We start from the raw sequence: 19,264 nt of genomic DNA, 5'->3' as shown, positions 1-19,264 counted from the left end.
AGACTGGCAGTCCCCTCAAGTGACCCCCACACACGGAGGTGGAGAGTGCTACGACGTCCAGCCCACCGATTCCCGGCCCTGGCCGCGACGGCCGCGCTGCTCGGCGCGCTGTTCGTGTTCGGCGCACCGTCACCCGCACAGGCGGTGCCCGACACGATCCCCTTGAACATCACCAACAACTCCGGCCGCGGCGAGCCGGTCTACGTCTACAACCTCGGCACCTTGCTGACGACGGGTCAGCAGGGCTGGGCGGACGCGAACGGCACGTTCCATGCGTGGCCCGCCGGCGGCAACCCGCCGACGCCCGCCCCGGACGCGTCCATCGCCGGACCGGCCGCGGGGCAGTCGAAGACGATCCGAATTCCCAAGTTCTCGGGGCGGATCTACTTCTCGTACGGACAGAAGCTCGATTTCAGGCTGACGACCGGCGGATTGGTGCAGCCGGCCGTACAGAACCCGAGCGACCCGAACCGCAACATCCTCTTCAACTGGTCCGAGTACACGCTCAACGACTCCGGGCTGTGGCTCAACAGCACCCAGGTCGACATGTTCTCCGCGCCGTACGCGGTGGGCGTCCAGCGCGCCGACGGCAGCACGAGCACGACCGGGCACCTCAAGTCGGGCGGCTACAACGCGGTCTTCAACGGACTGCGCGGACAGTCGGGCGGCTGGGCCGGTCTGGTGCAGACGCGTTCCGACGGCACCGTGCTGCGCGCGCTCTCTCCCGGTCACGGGGTCGGGAGCGGAGCCCTTCCGGCGTCCGTGATGGACGACTACATCAATCGCGTCTGGCAGCGGTACGCCACGTCGACCCTCACCGTGACGCCGTTCGCCGACCAGCCGAACACCAAGTACTTCGGCCGGGTCTCGGGCGGGGTCATGAACTTCACCAACGGGTCCGGGGCCGTCGTCACCAGCTTCCAGAAGCCGGACGCGGACAGCGTCTTCGGCTGCCACAAGCTGCTCGACGCGCCCAACGACCTTGTGCGCGGGCCGATTTCGCGCACCCTGTGTGCGGGCTTCAACCGTTCCACGCTGCTTGTCAACCCGAACCAGCCGGACACCTCGTCGGCGAACTTCTACCAGGACGGGGTGACCAACCACTACGCCCGGCTCATCCATGGCCAGATGGCCGACGGAAAGGCGTACGCGTTCGCCTTCGACGATGTCGGTCACCACGAGTCACTCGTCCACGACGGCAATCCGCAGCAGGCGTATCTCACGCTGGATCCGCTGAGCTGAGCAGCGCCGACTCGGCGTGGGCACGGAAGGTGCGGGGCGCACGCCCCGTGATGCGCTGAACGGTGTCGGTGGTGCGGTCCTCGGCCCCGTCGGCGATGGCTCTGTCGAGGCCGGCCAGGAAGGCCGCGTACTCGGCGGGCATGGTCGTCGCCAGTCGGCCACGCAACTGCTCGTACGCGAGGTGCCGGTGGGTGACCGGGCGTCCGGTCACCGCCGTGAGGGTGGCGGCGATGTCGCTGTGGCTCAGCGTCTCGGGGCCGGTGATCAGGAGGTCGGTGTTGGGCGCGGGGTCGTCGGTCAGCGCGTGGGCGGCGACCGCGGCGATGTCGTCGGCGTCGACGAAGGCGACGCGTCCCTCACCGGTCGCCGTCCAGAGCGTGCCGTCCGCGCGGATGCTGTGCGCGTGCACGTGGTCGCCGGTGAAGTTCTGCATGAACCAGGAGGGCCGCAGGACCGCCCACTCGTCGAACAGCGCGGGCAGGGCCTGGTGTATCTCTCCGGTGGCCGGGCCGCCCGCGGGAACCGCCGAGGAGCTGAGCAGCACGGCGCGGCGCACTCCGGCGGTGCGCGCCTGTTCCAGGAAGGGCAGCACGGTGGCGGCGGGTGCCGTCGAGCCGAGCGGCGGGACGAGATAGACGCGATCGGCCCCGTTGAGGGCATCCGCGAAGGTCGTGGGGTCGTACCAGTCGAAGCGGACGGCCCGGGCGCCGTCGACCGCGGTGGCGCGGCGGCTCGCCGCCACCACTCGGCGGTTCCGTGCGGCGAGTCGGGAGACCAGGCGGCTGCCGGTGGTGCCGGTGGCTCCGATGACCAGCGTGTGGGCGGGGACGGTCATCAGGCGGCACTCCGGGCGAAGTCGGCCGTGCCGTCCTGCGGCAGGGCGAGCGGGTTCCAGTAGTCGCGGTAGCGGGTGATGAGGCCGTCCTCGACGGTCACGACGGCGATGTAGGTCATCTCGAAGGGGTCTCCGCTCTTCACCAGCCGCCCGGTGGCGCGCATCTCGACGACGATCGTCGTGGGCTCGGTGGTCTGGTGGATCTCCACGGAGGGGACGTCGTGGAGGTCGATGTGCTCGGGGTAGTCGCGCATGTAGTCGGCGACGGCGGCCTTGCCTTCCAGTCGCCGCGGCCAGCCCTCGGGGGCGAAGGGGAACTCCATGACACCGTCGTCGGCCCACAGGTCGACCCAGGCGGGGATGTTCTTGTCGAGCAGCAGGGCGAGGCCGTGGCGGAAGAGGTCCGCCGGGAGCGCAGGGGTGGGCATGAGGACTCCGTCCAGTAGAATGCGGACTCCGGGTCCGCTTCTTCAACGATACGGACTCCGGGTCCGTTTTCGCAAGAGAGGACTCCCGTGCCCGAGCGCAAACCCCGGGTGGACGCCGCCCGCAACCGCGAGGCCGTACTGGCGGCGGCCGACGCGCTGTTCGCCGAGTGCGACAGCCCGGACGCCGTGACCATGGCCGACATCGCGGCCGCGGCCGGGGTGGGCAAGGCGACCCTCTTCCGCGGGTACGGCGATCGCACCGGCCTGATCCAGGCGCTGTACGCGGCCCGCCTCGAACCGCTCCGACAGGCCGTGACCGACGGCCCCCCTCCCCTCGGCCCCGACACCCCGCCGGCGTCACGGATCCCCGCCCTGCTGGACGCCCTCCTCTGCTTCAAGCTCGACCACCGGCACCTCTCACTGGCCCTGGAGGGAACGGGTTCCGACAGCCCGTACCAGGCCACGCACTACGAGTGGTGGCACGGCATCTTCCGGGACACCCTGGACCGGCTCCCCGGCTTCACCGGCGGCGACTTCGCCGCGCACGCACTGCTCGCGGCCGTACGCGCGGACCTGGTCGCCCATCTGGCCGACCGGCGGAACATGACGCGTGAGGCATTGCGGGCGGAGCTGGCCGCCTACACCAAGAAGGTCCTTACGGGCCGGGCGAGTTGAGCGCCCTCACTGTGGGTCCGGTCAACGTGTCGTAGTGCCCGCGGCGTCGGCGTACCGGCGGGCCAAGCGGGCAAAGGCGTCCTTGAGTTCGGCCGGGCCGACGACCTCGATGTCGGCGTCGAACCTGCCGATGGTGGCGGCAAGGGCAGGCCATGACCAAGAGCCCACGACGAGCCGGCAGCGGTTCGGGGTGAGTGCCTCGACCACTGCGTCGATGGTGTGGCGGGACACCTCGGCGGCGGGCAGGCCGAGGATCACCTCGCCTCGGCACGGCCAGTCGCCGGAGCCGTCGGAACCGCGGAACCTGTCGGCGACGAAGGCGGCCACGTCGCCACCGGGCACTTCGCGTGGAGTGAAGCGGGGCCCCGTGGGGGTGCGCGGCGTGATCCGGTCGGCGCGGAAGGTGCGCCAGTCCTCGCGGTCGAGGTCCCAGGCGACGAGGTACCAGCGCCCGCCCCAGGTGACGAGGTGGTGGGGCTGCACCCGGCGCGGAGGAACCGCGCCGGCTCCAGGTGCGGAGGTGTAGTCGAAGCGCAGCACTTCGCGGGCGTGGACGGCCGCGCCGAGTGCCATGAGCACCGTGCTGTCGGCCTGTGGCGCCGGGCGGGACGTGGGCCGCTCGACGGCGGTGACCTGGAGCGTGTCGATACGACGGCGCAGCCGCGCGGGCATGACCTGGCGGACCGTGGTCAGCGCACGTGCCGCGGCTTCCTCGATACCGGCACCCGTAGTGATGGCGATCTGGAGCGCGACGGCGAGGGCGACGGCCTGGTCGTCGTCGAACAGCAGCGGCGGCAGCTCCGTGCCCGCTTCCAGCCGGTAACCGCCGTCGGGCCCCTTGAACGCCACGATGGGATAGCCGAGTTCGCGCAGCCGGTCGACGTCGCGGCGCACCGTACGGGGGCTGACGTAAAGCCGCTCGGCGAGCAGCTCCCCCGGCCAGTCCCGGCGTGCCTGGAGCAGCGAGAGCAGCGACAGCAGCCGCGCTGAGGTCTTTTGCATGCTCCCCATGGTGCCCCGAGAAGCGGCCACATCCTGTCCGCTTCTGCTGCGACGGTGGTCACCGAGCGGGGCCGAGCGAGCCGATGCTCACCACCGATCGAGAGGCAAGGAGCCAGTCATGTCCGTCAACGCTGTGACCCACCTGAACTTCCGGGGTGACGCCCGCGCGGCGCTCACGTTCTACCAGTCCGTGTTCAGCGGGCACATGGTCATGGTCACGTACAAGGACGCCGGGAACGTCACGGACCCGTCCGAGGCGGACCAGGTGATGTGGGGGCAGGTGGCCGCCGACAGCGGTTTCCGCGTGATGGCGTACGACGTTCCCTCCCACCTGCCGTGGAACCGGGGCGAGAACGCGTTCTTCGTCTCGCTGCGCGGCGAGACGGCCGAGGAGATCACGTCGTACTGGGAGCAGCTCTCCGACGGCGCGGACATCGCGCAGCCGCTGGAGCCCGCGCAGTGGGCACCCCTCTACGGGATGCTGACGGACCGGTTCGGCGTCACCTGGGTCGTGGACGTCGCCACCGAGTACAGCGCGTTCTGATCGCTTGCGTCCGGGCGGCGGATCTCCGCCGCCCGGGCTGACCGAAAGCGGGTCCCATGGCCGGTTTTCGACCCCGCGTCACCTCATTCGACTGGCCTGTTTCAGAGTTAACCCCCGAACCAGCGGTAAGGGCTTGCTATTGCGTGCCATTCACACGTAGACCTTCCCTTCACAACGACCATGGCTCTGGGGGGAGTTCGAAACATGGATGGCACGGTAGATGGTTTCCGTTATGGCGCGGTGACCCCAGTGGCGGCCTATGTCATGGCCTGCCTGGGAGGGGCGCTGGGGCTGCGCTGCATCGTTCGGTCCCTGCTCGACGAAGTGTCGTGGAAGCCGGGTTGGCTGGCGCTGGGCGCCGCATCGATCGGCTGCGGCATCTGGACGATGCATTTCATCGCCATGATCGGCTTTCAGGTCGAGGAGACCCGGATCGGCTACGACGTGGGCCTGACCGTCCTCAGTCTCGCCGTCGCCATCGTCGTGGTCGGTATCGGCGTGTTCATCGTGGGCTACCGCGGCGCCAGCAAGGCCTCGCTGTCCGTCGCGGGCGTCATCACCGGTCTCGGGGTCGCCGCGATGCACTACCTGGGCATGGCGGCGATGCGGCTCAACGGCAGCATCCACTACGACGCCTTCACCGTCGCCCTCTCGGTGCTGATCGCGATCTTCGCCGCGACCGCGGCACTGTGGGCGGCGGTCAGCATCCGGGGCTTCGTCGCCAGCCTCGGCGCGAGCCTCGTGATGGGCGTGGCCGTGTCCGGAATGCACTACACGGGCATGGCCGCCGTGGGTGTCCATCTCCACGGCAACCCCGACGCCTCCTGGGCCGGCGACTCGCCGCACTCCCTGCTGCTTCCCATGCTCCTGGGGCCGTTCATCTTCCTCGTACTGGCCGGTGTGGTGGTGATGTTCGACCCGCTGCTGGTGCTGGGCGAGGGAGATTGGAGCCATGGGCAGCGCAAGAAAGCCGCCGACACGCCGAAGCCCGCGGCAACGCGCCCGGGCGACCCCTCCCCCGAAGCCCAGGACGGCCCCGTATGGCGTCGTCGCCCGGAACCCGAGGCGACACCGACACCGCCCGGCCCCCACCAGTGGTGAACGCACTGGGCCCACATACCCAGAACGAACCTCCCCTAGATCATTGATCATTGCTACGGTTCACCGGTGTCTGACTCTTCACGCGATACCGCCGAAGGCGCCGGCTGGGGCAGCGCCGAACCGGGCCTGTACCGGCGGCTGATGCCGTCCAAGGTCGAGAAGATCTCGTGGCTCGACCCGAGAATGCTGTGGGCCGCGCGCAACGGTGTGCTGGCCTCCTGGTTCGGTGACCCGACGGGCGGGACACGCAGCCGGTGGGTGGCGCAGCGGGCGGCGGCCGGAGTGCCCGCCGACAAGGTGATCAGGCGCGACGATCCGGACCGGTTCTCCTTCCAGGTGATCGGCGACACGGGCGAGGGCGACGACCCCCAATACGCCGTCGTGCCGGGCCTGTTGGAGGTGGGTCAGGACACGCGGTTCGCCGTCGTCGCCAGCGACGTGATCTATCCGGTGGGCAGCGCCGACGACTACGGCACCAAGTTCTTCCGCCCGTACCAGGACTACCAGGCGCCGATCTACGCGATACCCGGCAACCACGACTGGTACGAAGACCTCGCCGCCTTCATGCGCGTCTTCTGCGACGACGCCCCGCCCCTCACGCCCGAGCCACGGCCCCGCCCGTTCAGCCGGGCCCGGCTGCGGTCGCTGCTGTGGCACCGGCCCCGTCCGAAGGACGGCCAACGCCTCGCCGAGGCCAGGAAGTTGCGCTCCTCCCCCGCCCAACAGGCCGTCCAGCCGGGCCCGTACTGGGCGATCGACGCCGGACCGGTGCGGATCATAGGCATCGACACGGGCCTGCTCGGAACCGTCGACGCCGAACAGGGCGCCTGGCTGCGGGACGTGTCCCGGGGCCCCCGCCCGAAGATCCTCATCACCGGCTCGCCGCTGTACGTGGACGGCAAGTACGAGCCCTGCGCGATCGACGGCGGCGGCACGGTCGACGACATAGTCCGCGATCCGGCCCATCACTACGTCGCCGCGATCGGCGGCGACATCCACAACTACCAGCGCTACCCGGTGCCGGTGGGCGGCCGCACCATCCAGTACATCGTCGCGGGCGGCGGCGGTGCCTTCATGCATGCGACGCACACCATCCCGCGCGTCGACATCGCGAACGTCACCGAGAAGGACTTCCGCTGCTACCCGCTGCGCGGCGACTCCCTGGCCTTCTACAGCAAGCTGTACGGGCGCCGACTGCGCCTGCGCCGCTTCTTCACCCTCACCGAGGCCGAGGCGACGGCCGTCGTCGCCGAGCGGCTGGAGTACCGGCCGGGGCGCACGCCGGCGCCGGACGCTGATATCACCTGGCGCACCCGCCTCGTCGCCGGGCTGCTGGGCACCGGGCGTCGACCCGACCGAGCGAAACGGTTCCGCCTCCCCGTGCGGAAGATCTACACGCAGTTGTTCTCACCGAGCTCGGCGACGTACAGCCCGCCGTTCTTCAAGTGCTTCCTGCGCCTGGACGTCACCCCGGAGTCGGTACGGCTGCGTTGCTACGCCGCGACCGGCAACCGGGCCCAGGAGACCGACCCGCCGGTCGAGGACGAGGTCACGATTCCGCTGGTCTGAGGCCGGGCGACGGGAACACCGAAGGGGGCGATCCGGTTGTCATCGCGGTACGAGCTGATCGACGAACGCTGGAGGAGCCCGTGCCGCCGACCTCACGTCCCCTGTGCAAGCTCGGGTTCCTGACCATCGGGCTGTTCGACGAGGCCGACCCGCGCCGGGGCCACGAGTCGACCCTGGAGATCATCGAGCTCGGCGAGCGGCTCGGATTCGACAGCGCGTGGGTACGCCACCGCCATCTCCAGTACGGCATCTCCTCCCCCGTCGCCGTCCTGGCCGCCGCCTCGCAGCGCACCCGCCGCATCGAACTCGGCACCGCGGTCATCCCGCTCGGCTGGGAGAACCCGCTGCGGCTGGCCGAGGACCTGGCGACGGTCGACCTGCTGTCCGGCGGCCGTCTCAACCCGGGCGTCAGCGTGGGCCCGCCGATGCACTACGACCAGGTCAAGGAGGCCCTGTACCCGGACACGGCCGACACGGAGGACTTCGGCTACGAACGGGTGCGCCGGCTGCTGGACTTCGTACGCGGCAAACCGGCCACCGACTTCAGCGGGGTCGAGGGTTTCGAGGTGTTCTCGGACCGGGTGCAGCCGCACTCCCCCGGCCTGGGCCGCCGCCTGTGGTACGGCGGCGGCAGCCTCAACTCGGCGCGGTGGGCGGGCGAACATGGCATGAACTTCCTCACCAGCAGCGTCGTCAAGGCGGAAGGACCCGATGAGCCGGCGGACTTCGCCGAGATCCAGCTCTCTCACGTGCGCGCATTCCGCGCCCACCACCCCGACGGCGACGACGCCCGTGTCTCCCAGGGCCTCGTCGTCATCCCCACCGACTCGGCCACGCCCGAACAGCGCGCCAGATACGAGGAGTACGCCGACCGGCGCACCCCTCGTACGACATCACCCCAGGGCCCGGCCCGTCTGATGTTCGCGCCCGACCTCGTCGGCACCAGCGCGGAGATCGCCGAACGGCTGCACGCACACGCCGCGTTCCGCGAGGTCGACGAGGTCGCGTTCGCGCTGCCGTTCACCTTCGAGCACGAGGACTACGTGCAGATCCTCACGGACATGGCGACGAAGCTGGGCCCGGCGCTGGGATGGCAGCCGCACACCGGCTGACCTCACCAACGCCCGGGCTGGGTCCCGACGATGGGCTCGGACGGCTTGCCGTCCACGCCGACCGGTACGTCACCGGCCAGCATCACCCGGTGCATGATCCGCGGGGAATCGAGGTGGACGTTGTCGCTGGGCGCCAGGTGGATGGTGGCCCGGTTGTCCCAGAAGGCGACGCTGCCCGGCTCCCAGCGGAAGCGGACCGTGTACTCGGGCCGGACCGCCTGCTCAAGCAGCATGTCCAGGATCGCCCGGCTCTCGGCGCGGGAGACGTCCGTGATCTGCTCCAGGTAGTAGCCGTTCACGAACAGCACCCGCTCCCCCGTCTCCGGGTGGACACGCACCAGCGGATGCACCGAGGCGACCTGATGGTCCAGCAGATGCCGGACATACGCGTCGTCGCCCGGCCGGGGCTGGTATCCGACGCCCAGCCGGTGCTCGGCCCTGAGCCCGTCCACGAACTCCCGGACCGGGGCGGACAGTCCGGCGTACGCGGCCGCCAGGTTGGACCACGTCGTGTCGCCTCCATACGGCGGAACCGTCTCGGCGCGCAGGATCGTCGCGGCGGGCGGGTCGACACGGGCGCCGTGGTCGCAGTGCCAGCCGCGCAGCAGGGTGTGCCGCCTGCGCTGCAGCCACTCGTCGTGCTCCATGCCGAAGCGTCCACCGAGTTCCAGGCGGTCGGCGGTCGTCTCGATCTCCGGGACGTCGGGCGGTGAGGCCTTCCCCCGCCGCCCGAGCACGACGAGCTCGCCGAATCGCCGCGCGAACGCCACATGCCCGGCGTGATCCAGTTTCTGTCCGCGGAAGAACACCACCTTCCAGCGCAGTACGGCCGCCCGGATCGCGGCGACTTGGGCGTCGTCCAAGTCCCCGGCCAGGTCGACACCTGTGATCTCGGCTCCGATGTGACCCGCGACGGGGTTCACCTCGATACCCGCCGTGGTCCTGTCCGTCGTCATACGCGCTCCGGTGATCGCCGACATCAGCTACGCATCAGAGGGTGGCAGCCGATCACCGCAGTGGCCACCACAGCGCCTGGCGCACCCCCGGTGAAGCTCGGCTCGTAGGCCTTCGGGAGGGCTCGTATGCTTTTGGAATGGCGGAGCGGTACGAGGAGTGGGTGGCAGCCGCACCGGCGCCGCCGCTGCGGCCGTTCATCGAGCGCTACTGCGGCTACCGGCTGACGGGGTTCCCGCCGGCACTGCACCGAGGGTTGCCGTCGCGGCACATGACGTTCGTCGTCAGCATCGGCGACGACATCGACGTGGTGGCCCAGACGGATCCGGCGCAGTCTCCGCGGCGCTACGGATGCGTGCTGAGCGGCCTCCAGGCTTCGGCGGCGCTGATCTCCCACGGCGGCGACCAGGAGGGAGTGGCCGTCGAGCTCACCCCCCTCGGAAGCCGGGCACTGTTCGGCATGCCCGCGGGTGAGCTGTGGAACGTCTCGGTCGAGCTCGCGGATGTGGTCGGGGCCGTCGGCCGCGAGCTGTGGGAACTGCTCCAGGACACCGCCGGATGGGAGGAGCGGTTCGCTGTCTGCGACGCCGTCCTCGGCCGCTTGGCGGGTGACGGCGGGCCGGCGCCGGAGCTGCGCTTCGCGTGGGAAGCGGTGGTCGCCTCCGGCGGAGAGGTGTCGGTCCGTGATCTGGCCGACGAGACCGGGTGGAGCCGCCAGCACCTCGCCCGCCGGTTCCGCGGCGAGTTCGGTCTGACGCCGAAACTCGCCGCTCGGGTGGTGCGGTTCGAGCGAGCCCGGGAGATGCTGCGGCTGTCGCCGCCGTTCGTGTCGATCGCCCAGGTCGCGGCGGTGTGCGGGTACTACGACCAGGCACATTTGAACCGGGACTTCGCCGCGCTGGCCGGCTGCACGCCGACCGAACTGCTCGCCGGAGATGTTCCATCCGTCCAAGACCGCCCCGGTGACCCTGGGCCATCGTTGCCGCATGACCACAACCACGAACACGATCACCACCACAACCGCGGTCTGGCCGTGCCTCACCTACCGTGACGCTCGCGGCGCGATCACCTTCCTGACCGACGTTTTCGGCTTCCGCGAGACCGCGGTCCATGCCCGAGAGGACGACCCGTCGATCATCGAGCACGCTGAGCTGCGCCTGCCGCACGGCGGTGGCGTGATGCTGGGCACCGCCGCCAAGGACGAGTCGGCCTGGGGGCGGCGCGCGCCGGGCAACGACGCGGTGTACGTCGTGTGCGACGAGCCCGAAACGCTCTTTGACCGAGCCGTCGCCGCCGGCGCCGAGATCGTTCGCGGTCTCCGCGACGAGGACTACGGCTCACGCGGGTTCACGGTCCGCGACACCGAGGGCAACCTGTGGAGCTTCGGCACCTACCGGGGCGAGGGCGCGGAGCCCAAGGCCGACAGCGAGACCTTCGCTGCCCTGCTCAACGAGTGGGCCGCCGCGATCGTCGCCGACGACGCCGAGGCGATCGGGCGCTTCGCCACCCCGGACTGGGTGCTCGTCGCCACCAACGGCATCACGCCGGGCTCGACGTTCCTCGAGCTGGTCGCCGCCGGCGACCTGACCCACGACACCATGCACCTCAAGGTCGAGCGCGTGGCGCCGGTGTCCGACGCGACAGTGCTCGTGACGACCCGTGGCACCAACAGCGGTGCCTTCCGGGGCGAACCCTTCACCGCGGACGAGTGGGCGACCAACGTGTTCGTACGGGACGGCGAGCGGTGGCGGTGCGCGCTTACCCAGCTGACGTAAATACCCCTGACCGGGATATCGCGGCCCGCGTGTAACACAGCCGCACCGGCATGGCGCAGAGATACGGGGAGAGCGTTTCTCCTGTCGAACACAATGCGCCAGATAGGAATTCTTGTGAGCAGCACTGACCCGGTACCCGGATACCAGACGTATGACCCACACCAGAGCGGCTCGCCCCGCCCCGTCCGCAGCCAAGCCGCCGCCCGGCGGGGAGCCCTGGCTGTCTGCACGATCGTCGACCTCGCCGCCGGTTTCCTGGTCCTTTGGGTTCTGCTGTATCTGCTCGACGCCAACCAGGCCAATGTCTTCGTCGAATTCGTGCGCGGAACGGCCGACTTGCTGGCCTGGTGGTCACAGGACATTTTCACCATGGACACAGAAGGTCTGCGGGTTGTCCTCAATTATGGTCTGCCGGCCGCGATGTATTTGCTGATCGGTCACGGAATCGCCGCTCGACTGAACCGGATATAAGGAAAGGACCGGCACTGTGACACGTGACCGACGGCAAGACGATCAGCTCCCCATCTACGAGGGCCTGGTGCGCGAATGCGGCGACGTTCCGGCGGAGGCCCGCCAGGCGTCCCAACAGGTGCTGCACCAGGCGGCGGCGCTGCTCGGCCCGGGAGGGTCGGAAGCGGCCCGGCCCGAGCCGCGCAGACAGCGACAGGACTTCACCGGCTGACCGCGAACTCCCGTATCACCGTGTTCCGGAACACCGCGCTGCCGTCGATCGTGAACAGCGCCAGCCCGGTGTCGACCAGGTACGGGAAGGCCTCGCAGGAGTGCACGTACCGGCCGTCGTCGATGAACATCTCCACGGATGTGCGGTCGACGAGGACGCGCAGCCGGACCGTGCGCGCCGACGGGTCGAAGGGGCTCTTGCTCTCCTGCCAGTTGCCGGAGGCGTCGGGGTTCACCGTGTTCCGGCGGTTGACGAAGGCGTAGTCGCGGTAGATCCCGGCGTCGATGTGGCGTCCGCCGTCCGTGGAGCGGCGCAACTGGAGTCCGGCGCCGGTGAGTTGGTCCCAGGTGATCTCGGTGGTCAGCTCGTACGCCGTGCCGGTGTAGTCGAGCGGACGGGTGCCGGCGACTTCGAGGTCACCGAGGTTCACCGTGCGCGAGACGTGGTCGTCCAGGGCGGCGACCGGTCGGGAGGCCAGGTAGAACGTGCCGGAGGCGGCACGCTTCAGCGTCACCTCGCGAACGATCGAGTCCGTGCCGTTGAAGCCGTCGCAGTCGATCGTGGGCGTGGTGTTCGCGTAGTCCCAGTGGTTCAGCCAGCCGATGGCGTACCGGGCGGCCGGGTCGAGGGTGCCGTTCGCGTTCCGCTTCTCGAAGGTGACCGCGCCGTACCAGTCCCAGCCGTGGTCGAGCCACTGCGGGTCGGCGGCGTCGGGGGTGAACACGCTCCCGTCGAAGGTGCCCGTCCAGTAGGCGTACGTGCTCGGCAGCCCGGCCCCCTTGCCGTTGGCGCTCACGCCCAGCACCCACTTCCAGGTACCGTCCGCCGCCCTGATGCGGAACAGATCCGGGCACTCCAGGACGCCGATGCCGTCCTTGATGAACCCGCTGACGTACGTCCACGACTTCAGGTCGGCGGAGTGGTAGAAGCCCACCTTGTTGCCCTCGGCGAGCGTCATCACCCACCGCCCGCGCTCCTCGTCGCGGATCACCTTGGGGTCGCGGAAGTCCCGTACGCCGGGGTTGGGCAGGACGGGGCCGGTGCCGTGGCTGGTGAACGTACGGCCGCCGTCGGTCGAGTAGTGCAGGTACTGCGCCTGAGTGACCTCGTCCGGCGCCATGGTGGCGAGGACGATCACCGCTCCCGCGCCGAAGCCCGCCGTGTTGTCCGAGTCCACCACCGCCGAGCCCGACCAGACGTCGCCGTTCGGCGTGGCGTCCTTCGGCACGGCGATCCCGCGGTCGGTGAAGGCGACCAGGTCGCTGCTGGTGGCCAGGCGCCAGGCGGTGCCCGCTGTGGTGCCACCCGTCAAGTAGTCCGGGTTGTACAGGTAGTAGTAGTGGTACTCCCCGTCGATCCAGATCGGCCGCTGCGGATCGTTCTTCCACTGGTCGGGGACCGTGAAGTGGTACTCGGCGCGGTAACTGGCACAGGTGGCCGCTGGTTTGGGCCTCGCGGAGGCCGTGGGGGCGGAGGACAGCAGCGCGGCCGAGGCACCCGCGGCCGAGCCCGCGAGCAGCGCTCTCCTGGACATCGTGCGCATCACACATCGTTCCCTTCGTCGGGACGGCGGCTCATGTGATCCAGGACTGTGCGACCTAACTCGTTAAAGGTCAAGTGGTTCACGAGTATTGACAGGCTCATGCACCGCTTCGCATCATCTGGGCATCAACCCTGAACTAACACGAGTTAGGCCCGTTGGATGACTGACCCGCACGTCACTCGCCGCACGCTGTTGCGGTACGGCGCCTATGGCGCGGGAGCCGCCGCGCTGGCCGGTACCGCCGCGAGCTGGGACCGGCTCACCGGAGCCGACATTCCCGGCCGCGACGACGGCTCCCTCGTCGTCGCCACCCTCGGTCCCGCCTACGGACCGGAGGCCATACGCACACTCACCGAGGGCTTCAAGGAGGTCCACCCCGACATCAAGCTGCGGATCAACGCGGTGCAGGCCGTGGACTGGTCGGACTTCTTCGCGAAGATCCTCACCCAGATCGCCGCGGGCACCGCCCCGGACCTCGTCTATGTCGCCACCGAGGGCGTCCAGTTGTTCGCGCAGCGCCTCGGGGTCGCACTGGACCGCTGGGTGAAGCGGGACGCGGCCGAGCTGCGTGAGTACTTCGCCGACGTCCATCCCTCGCTGGTGGAGTCGATGATGTACGAGGGAAGCCTCTACCAGCTGCCGGTCGAGTTCAACGCGGCCGACATGTACTTCAACACGCAGGTGCTGAAGCGGGCGGGCGCTCAGCTGCCGCCCGCCGACTGGACGCGCGACGACTTCACCACGCTGCTGCGGGACATGAAGAAGTCGAGCGGCTCCCAGTTCACGCCGTACTTCTGGACCAACCGGCTGTGGGGCGGTGTCGTGCCCTGGCTGTTCGCGAACGACACGAACCTGCTCGCCGAGTCCAAGGCACCGGGCGGCGCCTGGCTGTGGGACTCCTTCTACCCGGCCGCCCAGCGGCAGGGACGCGGGGGCGGTTTCCGCTGGACGACGCCGCAGGCCACCCACGACCGGGTGGAGGAGGCCTACGACTATCTCGCCTCCCTCATCCAGGAAGACCTGTGCACCCGGCCCGAGGGCGGCAACGGCCAGAACCTCATCGGCGTGTTCTCCACCGGCCGGGTCGGCGTCACCCCCGCGGGCGGCTTCTGGGCTGGCGGCCTGCATCTGGCGGGCATGAAGTCCGACGGCTTCGACGTCCAGTACTTCCCCCGCTGGCGCACCCAGCGCATGCAGTACGGCGCCGCAGGCTACGCGCTGCTGCGCACCTCGAAGAAGCAGGACGAGGCATGGGAGTTCATCAAGTTCGCCGCCCGCAGGGACACCCTGATGCGGCTGTTCGAGACGAACCAGACGACCCCGGCCCGCCGCTCGATGCTCACCGCGGACCGCTACCGGGAGTCCGGCCCGAGCCAGTGGCAGGTCTTCTACGACACCCTCGACCGGTTCCCCGACACCGGGCCGATCCCCGCGCCGCCGCAGGTCGCCGAGGTCGAGCAGGTGCTGCTCAAGCACACCGGAACCGCCCTGGCCTCGCCGCGCTCGGTGCGTGGCGCGCTGCGCCGGATGCAGGGCGACCTGGAGAAGGCCATGGAGCGTGACGTATGACGAACACCCAGGTTCCTCCCGTACGTTCGCGTCCCGCGGCACCGCCGCCTTCCCTGCCCCGCCCCTCCGCCCGCGAGCGCGGCACCCGGCTGCTCGCGGCGCTGTTCCTGGCGCCCACGATCGTCGGCATCGTGGTCTTCACGGTCGTACCGATCGTCGGCTCGGTGGTGCTGAGCCTCTTCCACTGGAACGTCATCGACCCACCCAGCTTCGCCGGAGCCGCCAACTACCGTGAGGTGTTCGGCGATTCGACCGTGCTGGTGTCCTTCCGCAACACGCTCGTGTTCATGGTGTTCGCGGTCGCGCTGCAACTGCTGATCGCCCTGGTGCTGGCGCTCGCGGTGAACGGGCGGATGCCGGTGTGGCTGCGGTCGGTGTTCCGCTCGGCGTTCTTCTTCCCGCTGGTGCTGTCCGCCGCGTCCATCTCCGTGGTGATGAAGTACCTGTTCAACCAGGACTTCGGCCTCGTCAACTGGCTGCTCGGCACGGTCGGCATCGCCCCGGTGCCCTGGCTGACGTCGGAGAACGCGGCGATGGCGACCGTCGTCCTGGTCTACGTCTGGCAGCAGTTCGGCTTCTCCTTCCTGCTGTTCGTCGGCGGTCTCAACAACATCCCCAAGGAGATCCACGAGGCCGCCGCCCTCGACGGCGCGACCGGCCTGCGCAAGCACCTGCACGTCACACTGCCGCTGCTGTCGCCGACGCTGCTGGTCGCGTCGGTGGTCGGCATCATCAACGCGCTCCAGGTCTTCGAGCAGCCGTACGTCCTCACCAACGGCGGTCCCGGCGACTCCACCCGCACCGTCGTGATGGTGATCTACGAGAGCGCCTTCGAGCAGCTCCGCTTCGGTGAGGCGTCCGCGGTGGGCGTGCTGCTGTTCGTGCTGATCATGGCGGTGACCGCCGTCCAGTTCCGGCTCAGCCGGCGTTTCGTCCACTACGAGTGAGCCGGGTGAGTCCCTTGAGCCAAGCAACCCTGTCCCTGAGCCGTGCGCGGTACTCGCTCGCACCCTGGGCGCGGATCGCAGCCCTGGCGGTGTGCGCCCTGCTGACCCTCGGCCCGGTCATCTGGACCGTCTCCACCTCGCTGCGCACCCCGGCCGAATCCTTCGACCTGCCGCCGCAGATCATCCCGACCAGTCCCACCACCGAGGCCTACAGCGGAGTCTTCGACCAGCTCGACGTCTGGCTGCTCGCCCTCAACTCGACGCTGGTCACCGCGCTGATCGCCGTCGGCCAGATGATCACGGCGGGGCTGGCCGGATACGCCTTCGCACGCCTCGAATTCCGGTTCAAGAAGCCGCTGTTCGGCCTGGTCCTGGCGACCATGATGGTGCCGTTGCAGGTCACCATCGTGCCGGTGTTCCTGGTACTGAAGCAGCTGAGCCTCACCGACACCCTGCTCGGCCTGATCATCCCGGCCTTCCCGACCGCCTTCGGCACCTTCCTGATGCGCCAGTACTTCCTCGGCATGCCGAAGGATCTCGGCGAGGCGGCGATGCTGGACGGCGCCGGGCCCTGGCGGATCTTCCGCTCCGTCTACGCCCCGCTGGCCGCGCCCGGGCTCGCGATCGTCGGCGTGCTGGCCTTCAACTACCACTGGAACGAATTCTTCCGACCACTGATCCTCGAGACGTCCGGCCAGAACTACACGCTCCCGCTGGGCCTGGTCTCCCTCCAGGGCAATCTCGGCACCGGCTCCATCTCGGTCGTACTCGCCGGAGTCGTCCTCTCCATGCTCCCCGCTGTCGCCGTGTTCATCGTCGGCCAGCGCCCTCTCCGCGAGGGCATCACCTCCGCAGGAGTCAACCGTTGAGCCTCGCAGCTCCACCCCAGGACCCCAACGCCCCCCGCTTCCGGGTCCGTCCGCCCGCCAACTGGATCAACGACCCCAATGGCCCCTTCCGTTGGCGCGGCCGGTACCACCTCTTCTACCAGCACAATCCCGAGGCTCCGATCCACGCGAACGTCCACTGGGGCCATGCCTCCAGCCCCGACCTGGCGCACTGGGAGCACCACCCCCTGGCGCTCACCCCGACGCCCGGCGGCCCCGACGAGGCGGGCTGCTGGTCCGGGTGCGTGGTCGACGACGGCGGCGTACCGACGGCCGTGTACACGGGGGTCGACCGCCACCACACGGGCCTCGGCACGATCTGCCTGGCGCGGGCACTGGTCCCGCAGGACGAGACGCTCACCGACTGGAAGCCGCTGCCCGCGCCCGTCGTGAGCGGCCCGCCCGCCGGTCTGGACGTGGTGATGTTCCGCGACCCGTTCGTCTTCCGGCACGGAGGCCGCCGCTGGGCGCTGGTCGGCGCGGGTCATGGGGACGGCACCCCGTCGGTGCTGCTGTACGACTGCGACGACCTGACCGACTGGCGGTTCGCCGGGGTGCTCCTGGACGGCAACGATCCGGTGGCCGCCGAAGCGTTCGGCGACCGGGCGACGGGGTGGGAGTGCCCCCAACTGTTCGCGACCGAGGCCGGGGAGTGGGTGCTGGTGGTGTCGCTGTGGGACGGGAACCCGCACACCACGGGCTACTTGACGGGACGTCTGGAAGCTTGCGAAGAAGGGGGATTGCGCTTCCGGCCGTACACGGGAGGCCCCCTGGACCACGGTCGAGCCTTCTACGCTCCCGCCGTACTCCAGGAATCGGACCGGGCGTTGATGTGGGGCTGGTCCTGGGAGTCCCGTGAGCAGCGCGAGGTGGACCGTGCCGGCTGGGCCGGTGTCCTGACCGCGCCCCGCGTCGTCGACGTACACCCCGACGGATCGCTGCGCGTCGTCCCGGCTCCGGAACTCGAACGGCTGCGTGCGACGGAGCCGTTCATCACCGCGCCGGGCCGGGTGACGCTTCCACAGGCGTACGACGTGACGGTCACCGCCGTCGCCCGGACGACCGTGAACCTGCCGCGCTCGGCGGTGCGGCTGGACCCGGACGCGGGAACCGTGGTGTTCGACTCCGGCGAGGAGGGTTCCGCGCCGATCGTGGTGCGGGTGCCGGGCGGGGAGCGGCTGGAGGCGCGCCTCCTCGTGGACGGTTCGCTGCTGGAGCTGTTCGTCGGTGACCGGGCCATGGTCACCGAGCGGGTCTACCGGCGCCCGGACGAGGTGCCCGAGCTGGTCGTGACGGGGCGGGGGGCCTCCGTCACCGGGTGGGAGCTGGTCCCACCGACGCCCGGCTGATCACCGGGCAGGCGAGGCGCCGTGTGGTGGCGGGCGGAGTGCGGCCGGTGTCGATGGCGTCGAGCAGCAGCCGGGTGGCGGCCTCGCCCATCGCCCGGTGCGGCAGCGCCACCGAGGTGAGGGGCGGGGTCAGGAAGGCGGCCATGTGCTCCTGGTCGTCGTAGCCCACGATCGACAGCTCGTCGGGGACGGTGATCCCGAGCCGGGTCGCGGCGTGCAGGACGCCGGCCGCGACCCGGTCGTTGTAGCAGAAGATCCCGGTGGGGCGCCGTGCGGCGGGGGCGTCGGAGAGCAGTTGCTCGGCGCCGCGGTAGCCGCCGGAGATCTCGCCTCCGGTCCGTACGACCCACTCCTTGGGGACGGTGATCCCCTCGGCCCGCAACGCGTCCCGGAAACCGCGCAGCCGCTCCACCGACGCGATGTCGTTCTGCCCTCCCACCAGGGCGATCCTGCGGTGGCCCTGCTCAAGGAGCAGCCTCGCCGCCGTACGGCCGCCCGCGCGCTCGGCGGGGATGACGGAGGGCAGCGAGTCGTCCTCGGGCAGGCAGTTGGCGAGCACCGAGTGGGTGCGGTGCAGGCCCTCGGGGACGCGGACACGGCGCAGGGACATGGCGGCGTAGATGATGCCGTCCACCCGCCGGTCGAGGAGTTCGGCGACGGCCGCGTCCTCCTTGGCCGGGTCGCCGCCGGAGTCGACGGTCAGCACCAGGTGCTCACTGCTCCAGGCCGTCTCCATCGCGCCGCGCAGCAGCCGGCCCGCGAACGGCGACGAGGCGATCTCGTCGGTGACCAGCCCGATCACGGCCGTACGACTGCGGCGCAGACCGCGTGCGACCGGGTCGGGCCGGTAGCCGAGCTGCGCGGCGGCCTGCCGGATGCGTTCCTGGGTGGCGGGCGAGAGGTTGCCCTGGGCGCGGCCGTTGAACACGAAGGAGACAGCGGTGTGCGAGACCCCGGCCAGCCGGGCCACGTCCCGTGACGTGGGACGCGCGGTGCCGTTCGTCTGCCTGTCCTCGGCGCTGCCCATGCCGTCCGCCGCCCTCATCCCCC

At 70.0% G+C, this 19,264-nt stretch carries 20 protein-coding genes; 14 read left to right on the top strand and 6 right to left on the bottom strand.

Annotated features, from left to right (window positions below; translation table 11 throughout):
• Window positions 1-45: 45 nt before the first annotated feature.
• Window positions 46-1,242 carry a glycoside hydrolase family 64 protein gene (locus tag OG828_RS46015; protein WP_328504521.1) on the top strand — a complete coding sequence of 399 codons (1,197 nt, stop codon included), beginning with the start codon at window positions 46-48 and terminating at the stop codon, window positions 1,240-1,242.
• Here OG828_RS46015 and OG828_RS46010 read toward each other — a convergent pair.
• Both OG828_RS46010 and OG828_RS46005 read right to left on the bottom strand, forming a co-directional pair.
• Complete coding sequence (locus tag OG828_RS46010) at window positions 1,220-2,077, bottom strand: NAD(P)H-binding protein (protein ID WP_328504520.1); 858 nt, start codon at window positions 2,075-2,077, stop codon at window positions 1,220-1,222. The genes OG828_RS46015 and OG828_RS46010 overlap by 23 nt on opposite strands.
• A complete protein-coding gene (locus OG828_RS46005; protein WP_328370893.1) occupies window positions 2,077-2,505 on the bottom strand; it encodes a nuclear transport factor 2 family protein in 429 nt (142 codons plus the stop codon). The genes OG828_RS46010 and OG828_RS46005 overlap by 1 nt, the downstream gene beginning before the upstream one ends.
• Window positions 2,506-2,592: 87 nt before the next feature.
• On the opposite strand from OG828_RS46005, the gene OG828_RS46000 reads away from it, so the two are divergent.
• Window positions 2,593-3,180, top strand: a complete 588-nt coding sequence (locus OG828_RS46000) for a TetR/AcrR family transcriptional regulator (protein WP_328504519.1) — start codon at window positions 2,593-2,595, stop codon at window positions 3,178-3,180.
• Between the two features lie 21 nt (window positions 3,181-3,201).
• Here OG828_RS46000 and OG828_RS45995 read toward each other — a convergent pair whose 3' ends face one another.
• Entirely contained in the window at window positions 3,202-4,182 is a 981-nt protein-coding gene (locus tag OG828_RS45995) for a helix-turn-helix transcriptional regulator (protein ID WP_328504518.1), read from the bottom strand.
• Window positions 4,183-4,300: 118 nt separating this feature from the next.
• Here OG828_RS45995 and OG828_RS45990 point away from each other — a divergent pair, with 118 nt between their 5' ends.
• The 4 genes from OG828_RS45990 to OG828_RS45975 all read left to right on the top strand — a co-directional run bounded on the left by OG828_RS45990 (window position 4,301) and on the right by OG828_RS45975 (window position 8,508).
• Entirely contained in the window at window positions 4,301-4,726 is a 426-nt protein-coding gene (locus tag OG828_RS45990; RefSeq protein ID WP_328370887.1) for a VOC family protein, read from the top strand.
• Between the two features lie 204 nt (window positions 4,727-4,930).
• On the top strand, window positions 4,931-5,827 hold the full coding sequence (locus OG828_RS45985; RefSeq protein ID WP_328504517.1) for an MHYT domain-containing protein: 897 nt from the start codon (window positions 4,931-4,933) through the stop codon (window positions 5,825-5,827).
• Window positions 5,828-5,893: 66 nt separating this feature from the next.
• Entirely contained in the window at window positions 5,894-7,396 is a 1,503-nt protein-coding gene (locus OG828_RS45980) for a metallophosphoesterase family protein (protein ID WP_328504516.1), read from the top strand.
• Between the two features lie 80 nt (window positions 7,397-7,476).
• Window positions 7,477-8,508: an LLM class flavin-dependent oxidoreductase gene (locus tag OG828_RS45975; protein WP_328504515.1), complete on the top strand. Its 1,032-nt coding sequence runs from the start codon at window positions 7,477-7,479 to the stop codon at window positions 8,506-8,508.
• Window positions 8,509-8,510: 2 nt separating this feature from the next.
• Here OG828_RS45975 and OG828_RS45970 read toward each other — a convergent pair whose 3' ends face one another.
• A complete protein-coding gene (locus tag OG828_RS45970) occupies window positions 8,511-9,464 on the bottom strand; it encodes a TauD/TfdA dioxygenase family protein (protein ID WP_328504514.1) in 954 nt (317 codons plus the stop codon).
• A 137-nt stretch (window positions 9,465-9,601) separates the two neighbouring features.
• Between OG828_RS45970 and OG828_RS45965 the strand changes: the two genes are divergently transcribed.
• The 4 genes from OG828_RS45965 (at window position 9,602) to OG828_RS45950 (ending at window position 11,919) form a co-directional block, all read left to right on the top strand.
• The gene (locus OG828_RS45965) at window positions 9,602-10,513 is read left to right on the top strand and encodes a helix-turn-helix domain-containing protein (RefSeq protein WP_328504513.1); all 912 of its coding nucleotides are present in this window, start codon (window positions 9,602-9,604) and stop codon (window positions 10,511-10,513) included.
• On the top strand, window positions 10,449-11,237 hold the full coding sequence (locus OG828_RS45960) for a DUF4440 domain-containing protein (RefSeq protein ID WP_328504512.1): 789 nt from the start codon (window positions 10,449-10,451) through the stop codon (window positions 11,235-11,237). Before OG828_RS45965 ends, OG828_RS45960 begins: the two co-directional genes overlap by 65 nt.
• 114 nt (window positions 11,238-11,351) lie before the next feature.
• Window positions 11,352-11,708 (top strand): hypothetical protein, encoded by a 357-nt coding sequence (locus tag OG828_RS45955; RefSeq protein WP_328504511.1) that lies wholly within the window; start codon window positions 11,352-11,354, stop codon window positions 11,706-11,708.
• Window positions 11,709-11,724: 16 nt separating this feature from the next.
• Entirely contained in the window at window positions 11,725-11,919 is a 195-nt protein-coding gene (locus tag OG828_RS45950) for a hypothetical protein (RefSeq protein ID WP_328504510.1), read from the top strand.
• Here the strand turns inward: OG828_RS45950 and OG828_RS45945 are convergent.
• The gene (locus tag OG828_RS45945) at window positions 11,909-13,462 is read right to left on the bottom strand and encodes a glycoside hydrolase family 32 protein (RefSeq protein WP_328504509.1); all 1,554 of its coding nucleotides are present in this window, start codon (window positions 13,460-13,462) and stop codon (window positions 11,909-11,911) included. The two genes, OG828_RS45950 and OG828_RS45945, sit on opposite strands and share 11 nt — an antisense overlap.
• Before the next feature lie 159 nt (window positions 13,463-13,621).
• On the opposite strand from OG828_RS45945, the gene OG828_RS45940 reads away from it, so the two are divergent.
• The 4 genes from OG828_RS45940 to OG828_RS45925 are packed head-to-tail and all read left to right on the top strand — an operon-like array spanning window position 13,622 to window position 18,214.
• Window positions 13,622-15,031 (top strand): extracellular solute-binding protein, encoded by a 1,410-nt coding sequence (locus OG828_RS45940; RefSeq protein ID WP_328504508.1) that lies wholly within the window; start codon window positions 13,622-13,624, stop codon window positions 15,029-15,031.
• Complete coding sequence (locus OG828_RS45935; protein WP_328504507.1) at window positions 15,028-15,978, top strand: carbohydrate ABC transporter permease; 951 nt, start codon at window positions 15,028-15,030, stop codon at window positions 15,976-15,978. The genes OG828_RS45940 and OG828_RS45935 overlap by 4 nt, the downstream gene beginning before the upstream one ends.
• Window positions 15,979-15,992: 14 nt before the next feature.
• On the top strand, window positions 15,993-16,847 hold the full coding sequence (locus tag OG828_RS45930) for a carbohydrate ABC transporter permease (RefSeq protein ID WP_328370855.1): 855 nt from the start codon (window positions 15,993-15,995) through the stop codon (window positions 16,845-16,847).
• A complete protein-coding gene (locus tag OG828_RS45925; RefSeq protein ID WP_328504506.1) occupies window positions 16,844-18,214 on the top strand; it encodes a glycoside hydrolase family 32 protein in 1,371 nt (456 codons plus the stop codon). The genes OG828_RS45930 and OG828_RS45925 overlap by 4 nt, the downstream gene beginning before the upstream one ends.
• Here the strand turns inward: OG828_RS45925 and OG828_RS45920 are convergent.
• On the bottom strand, window positions 18,177-19,241 hold the full coding sequence (locus OG828_RS45920) for a LacI family DNA-binding transcriptional regulator (protein ID WP_328372739.1): 1,065 nt from the start codon (window positions 19,239-19,241) through the stop codon (window positions 18,177-18,179). The genes OG828_RS45925 and OG828_RS45920 overlap by 38 nt on opposite strands.
• Between the last annotated feature and the right edge of the window lie 23 nt (window positions 19,242-19,264).

The organism is Streptomyces sp. NBC_00457, assembly GCF_036014015.1.
In the GTDB taxonomy this organism is placed as follows: domain Bacteria; phylum Actinomycetota; class Actinomycetes; order Streptomycetales; family Streptomycetaceae; genus Streptomyces.
This window is presented reverse-complemented; position numbering and strand designations above follow the sequence as displayed.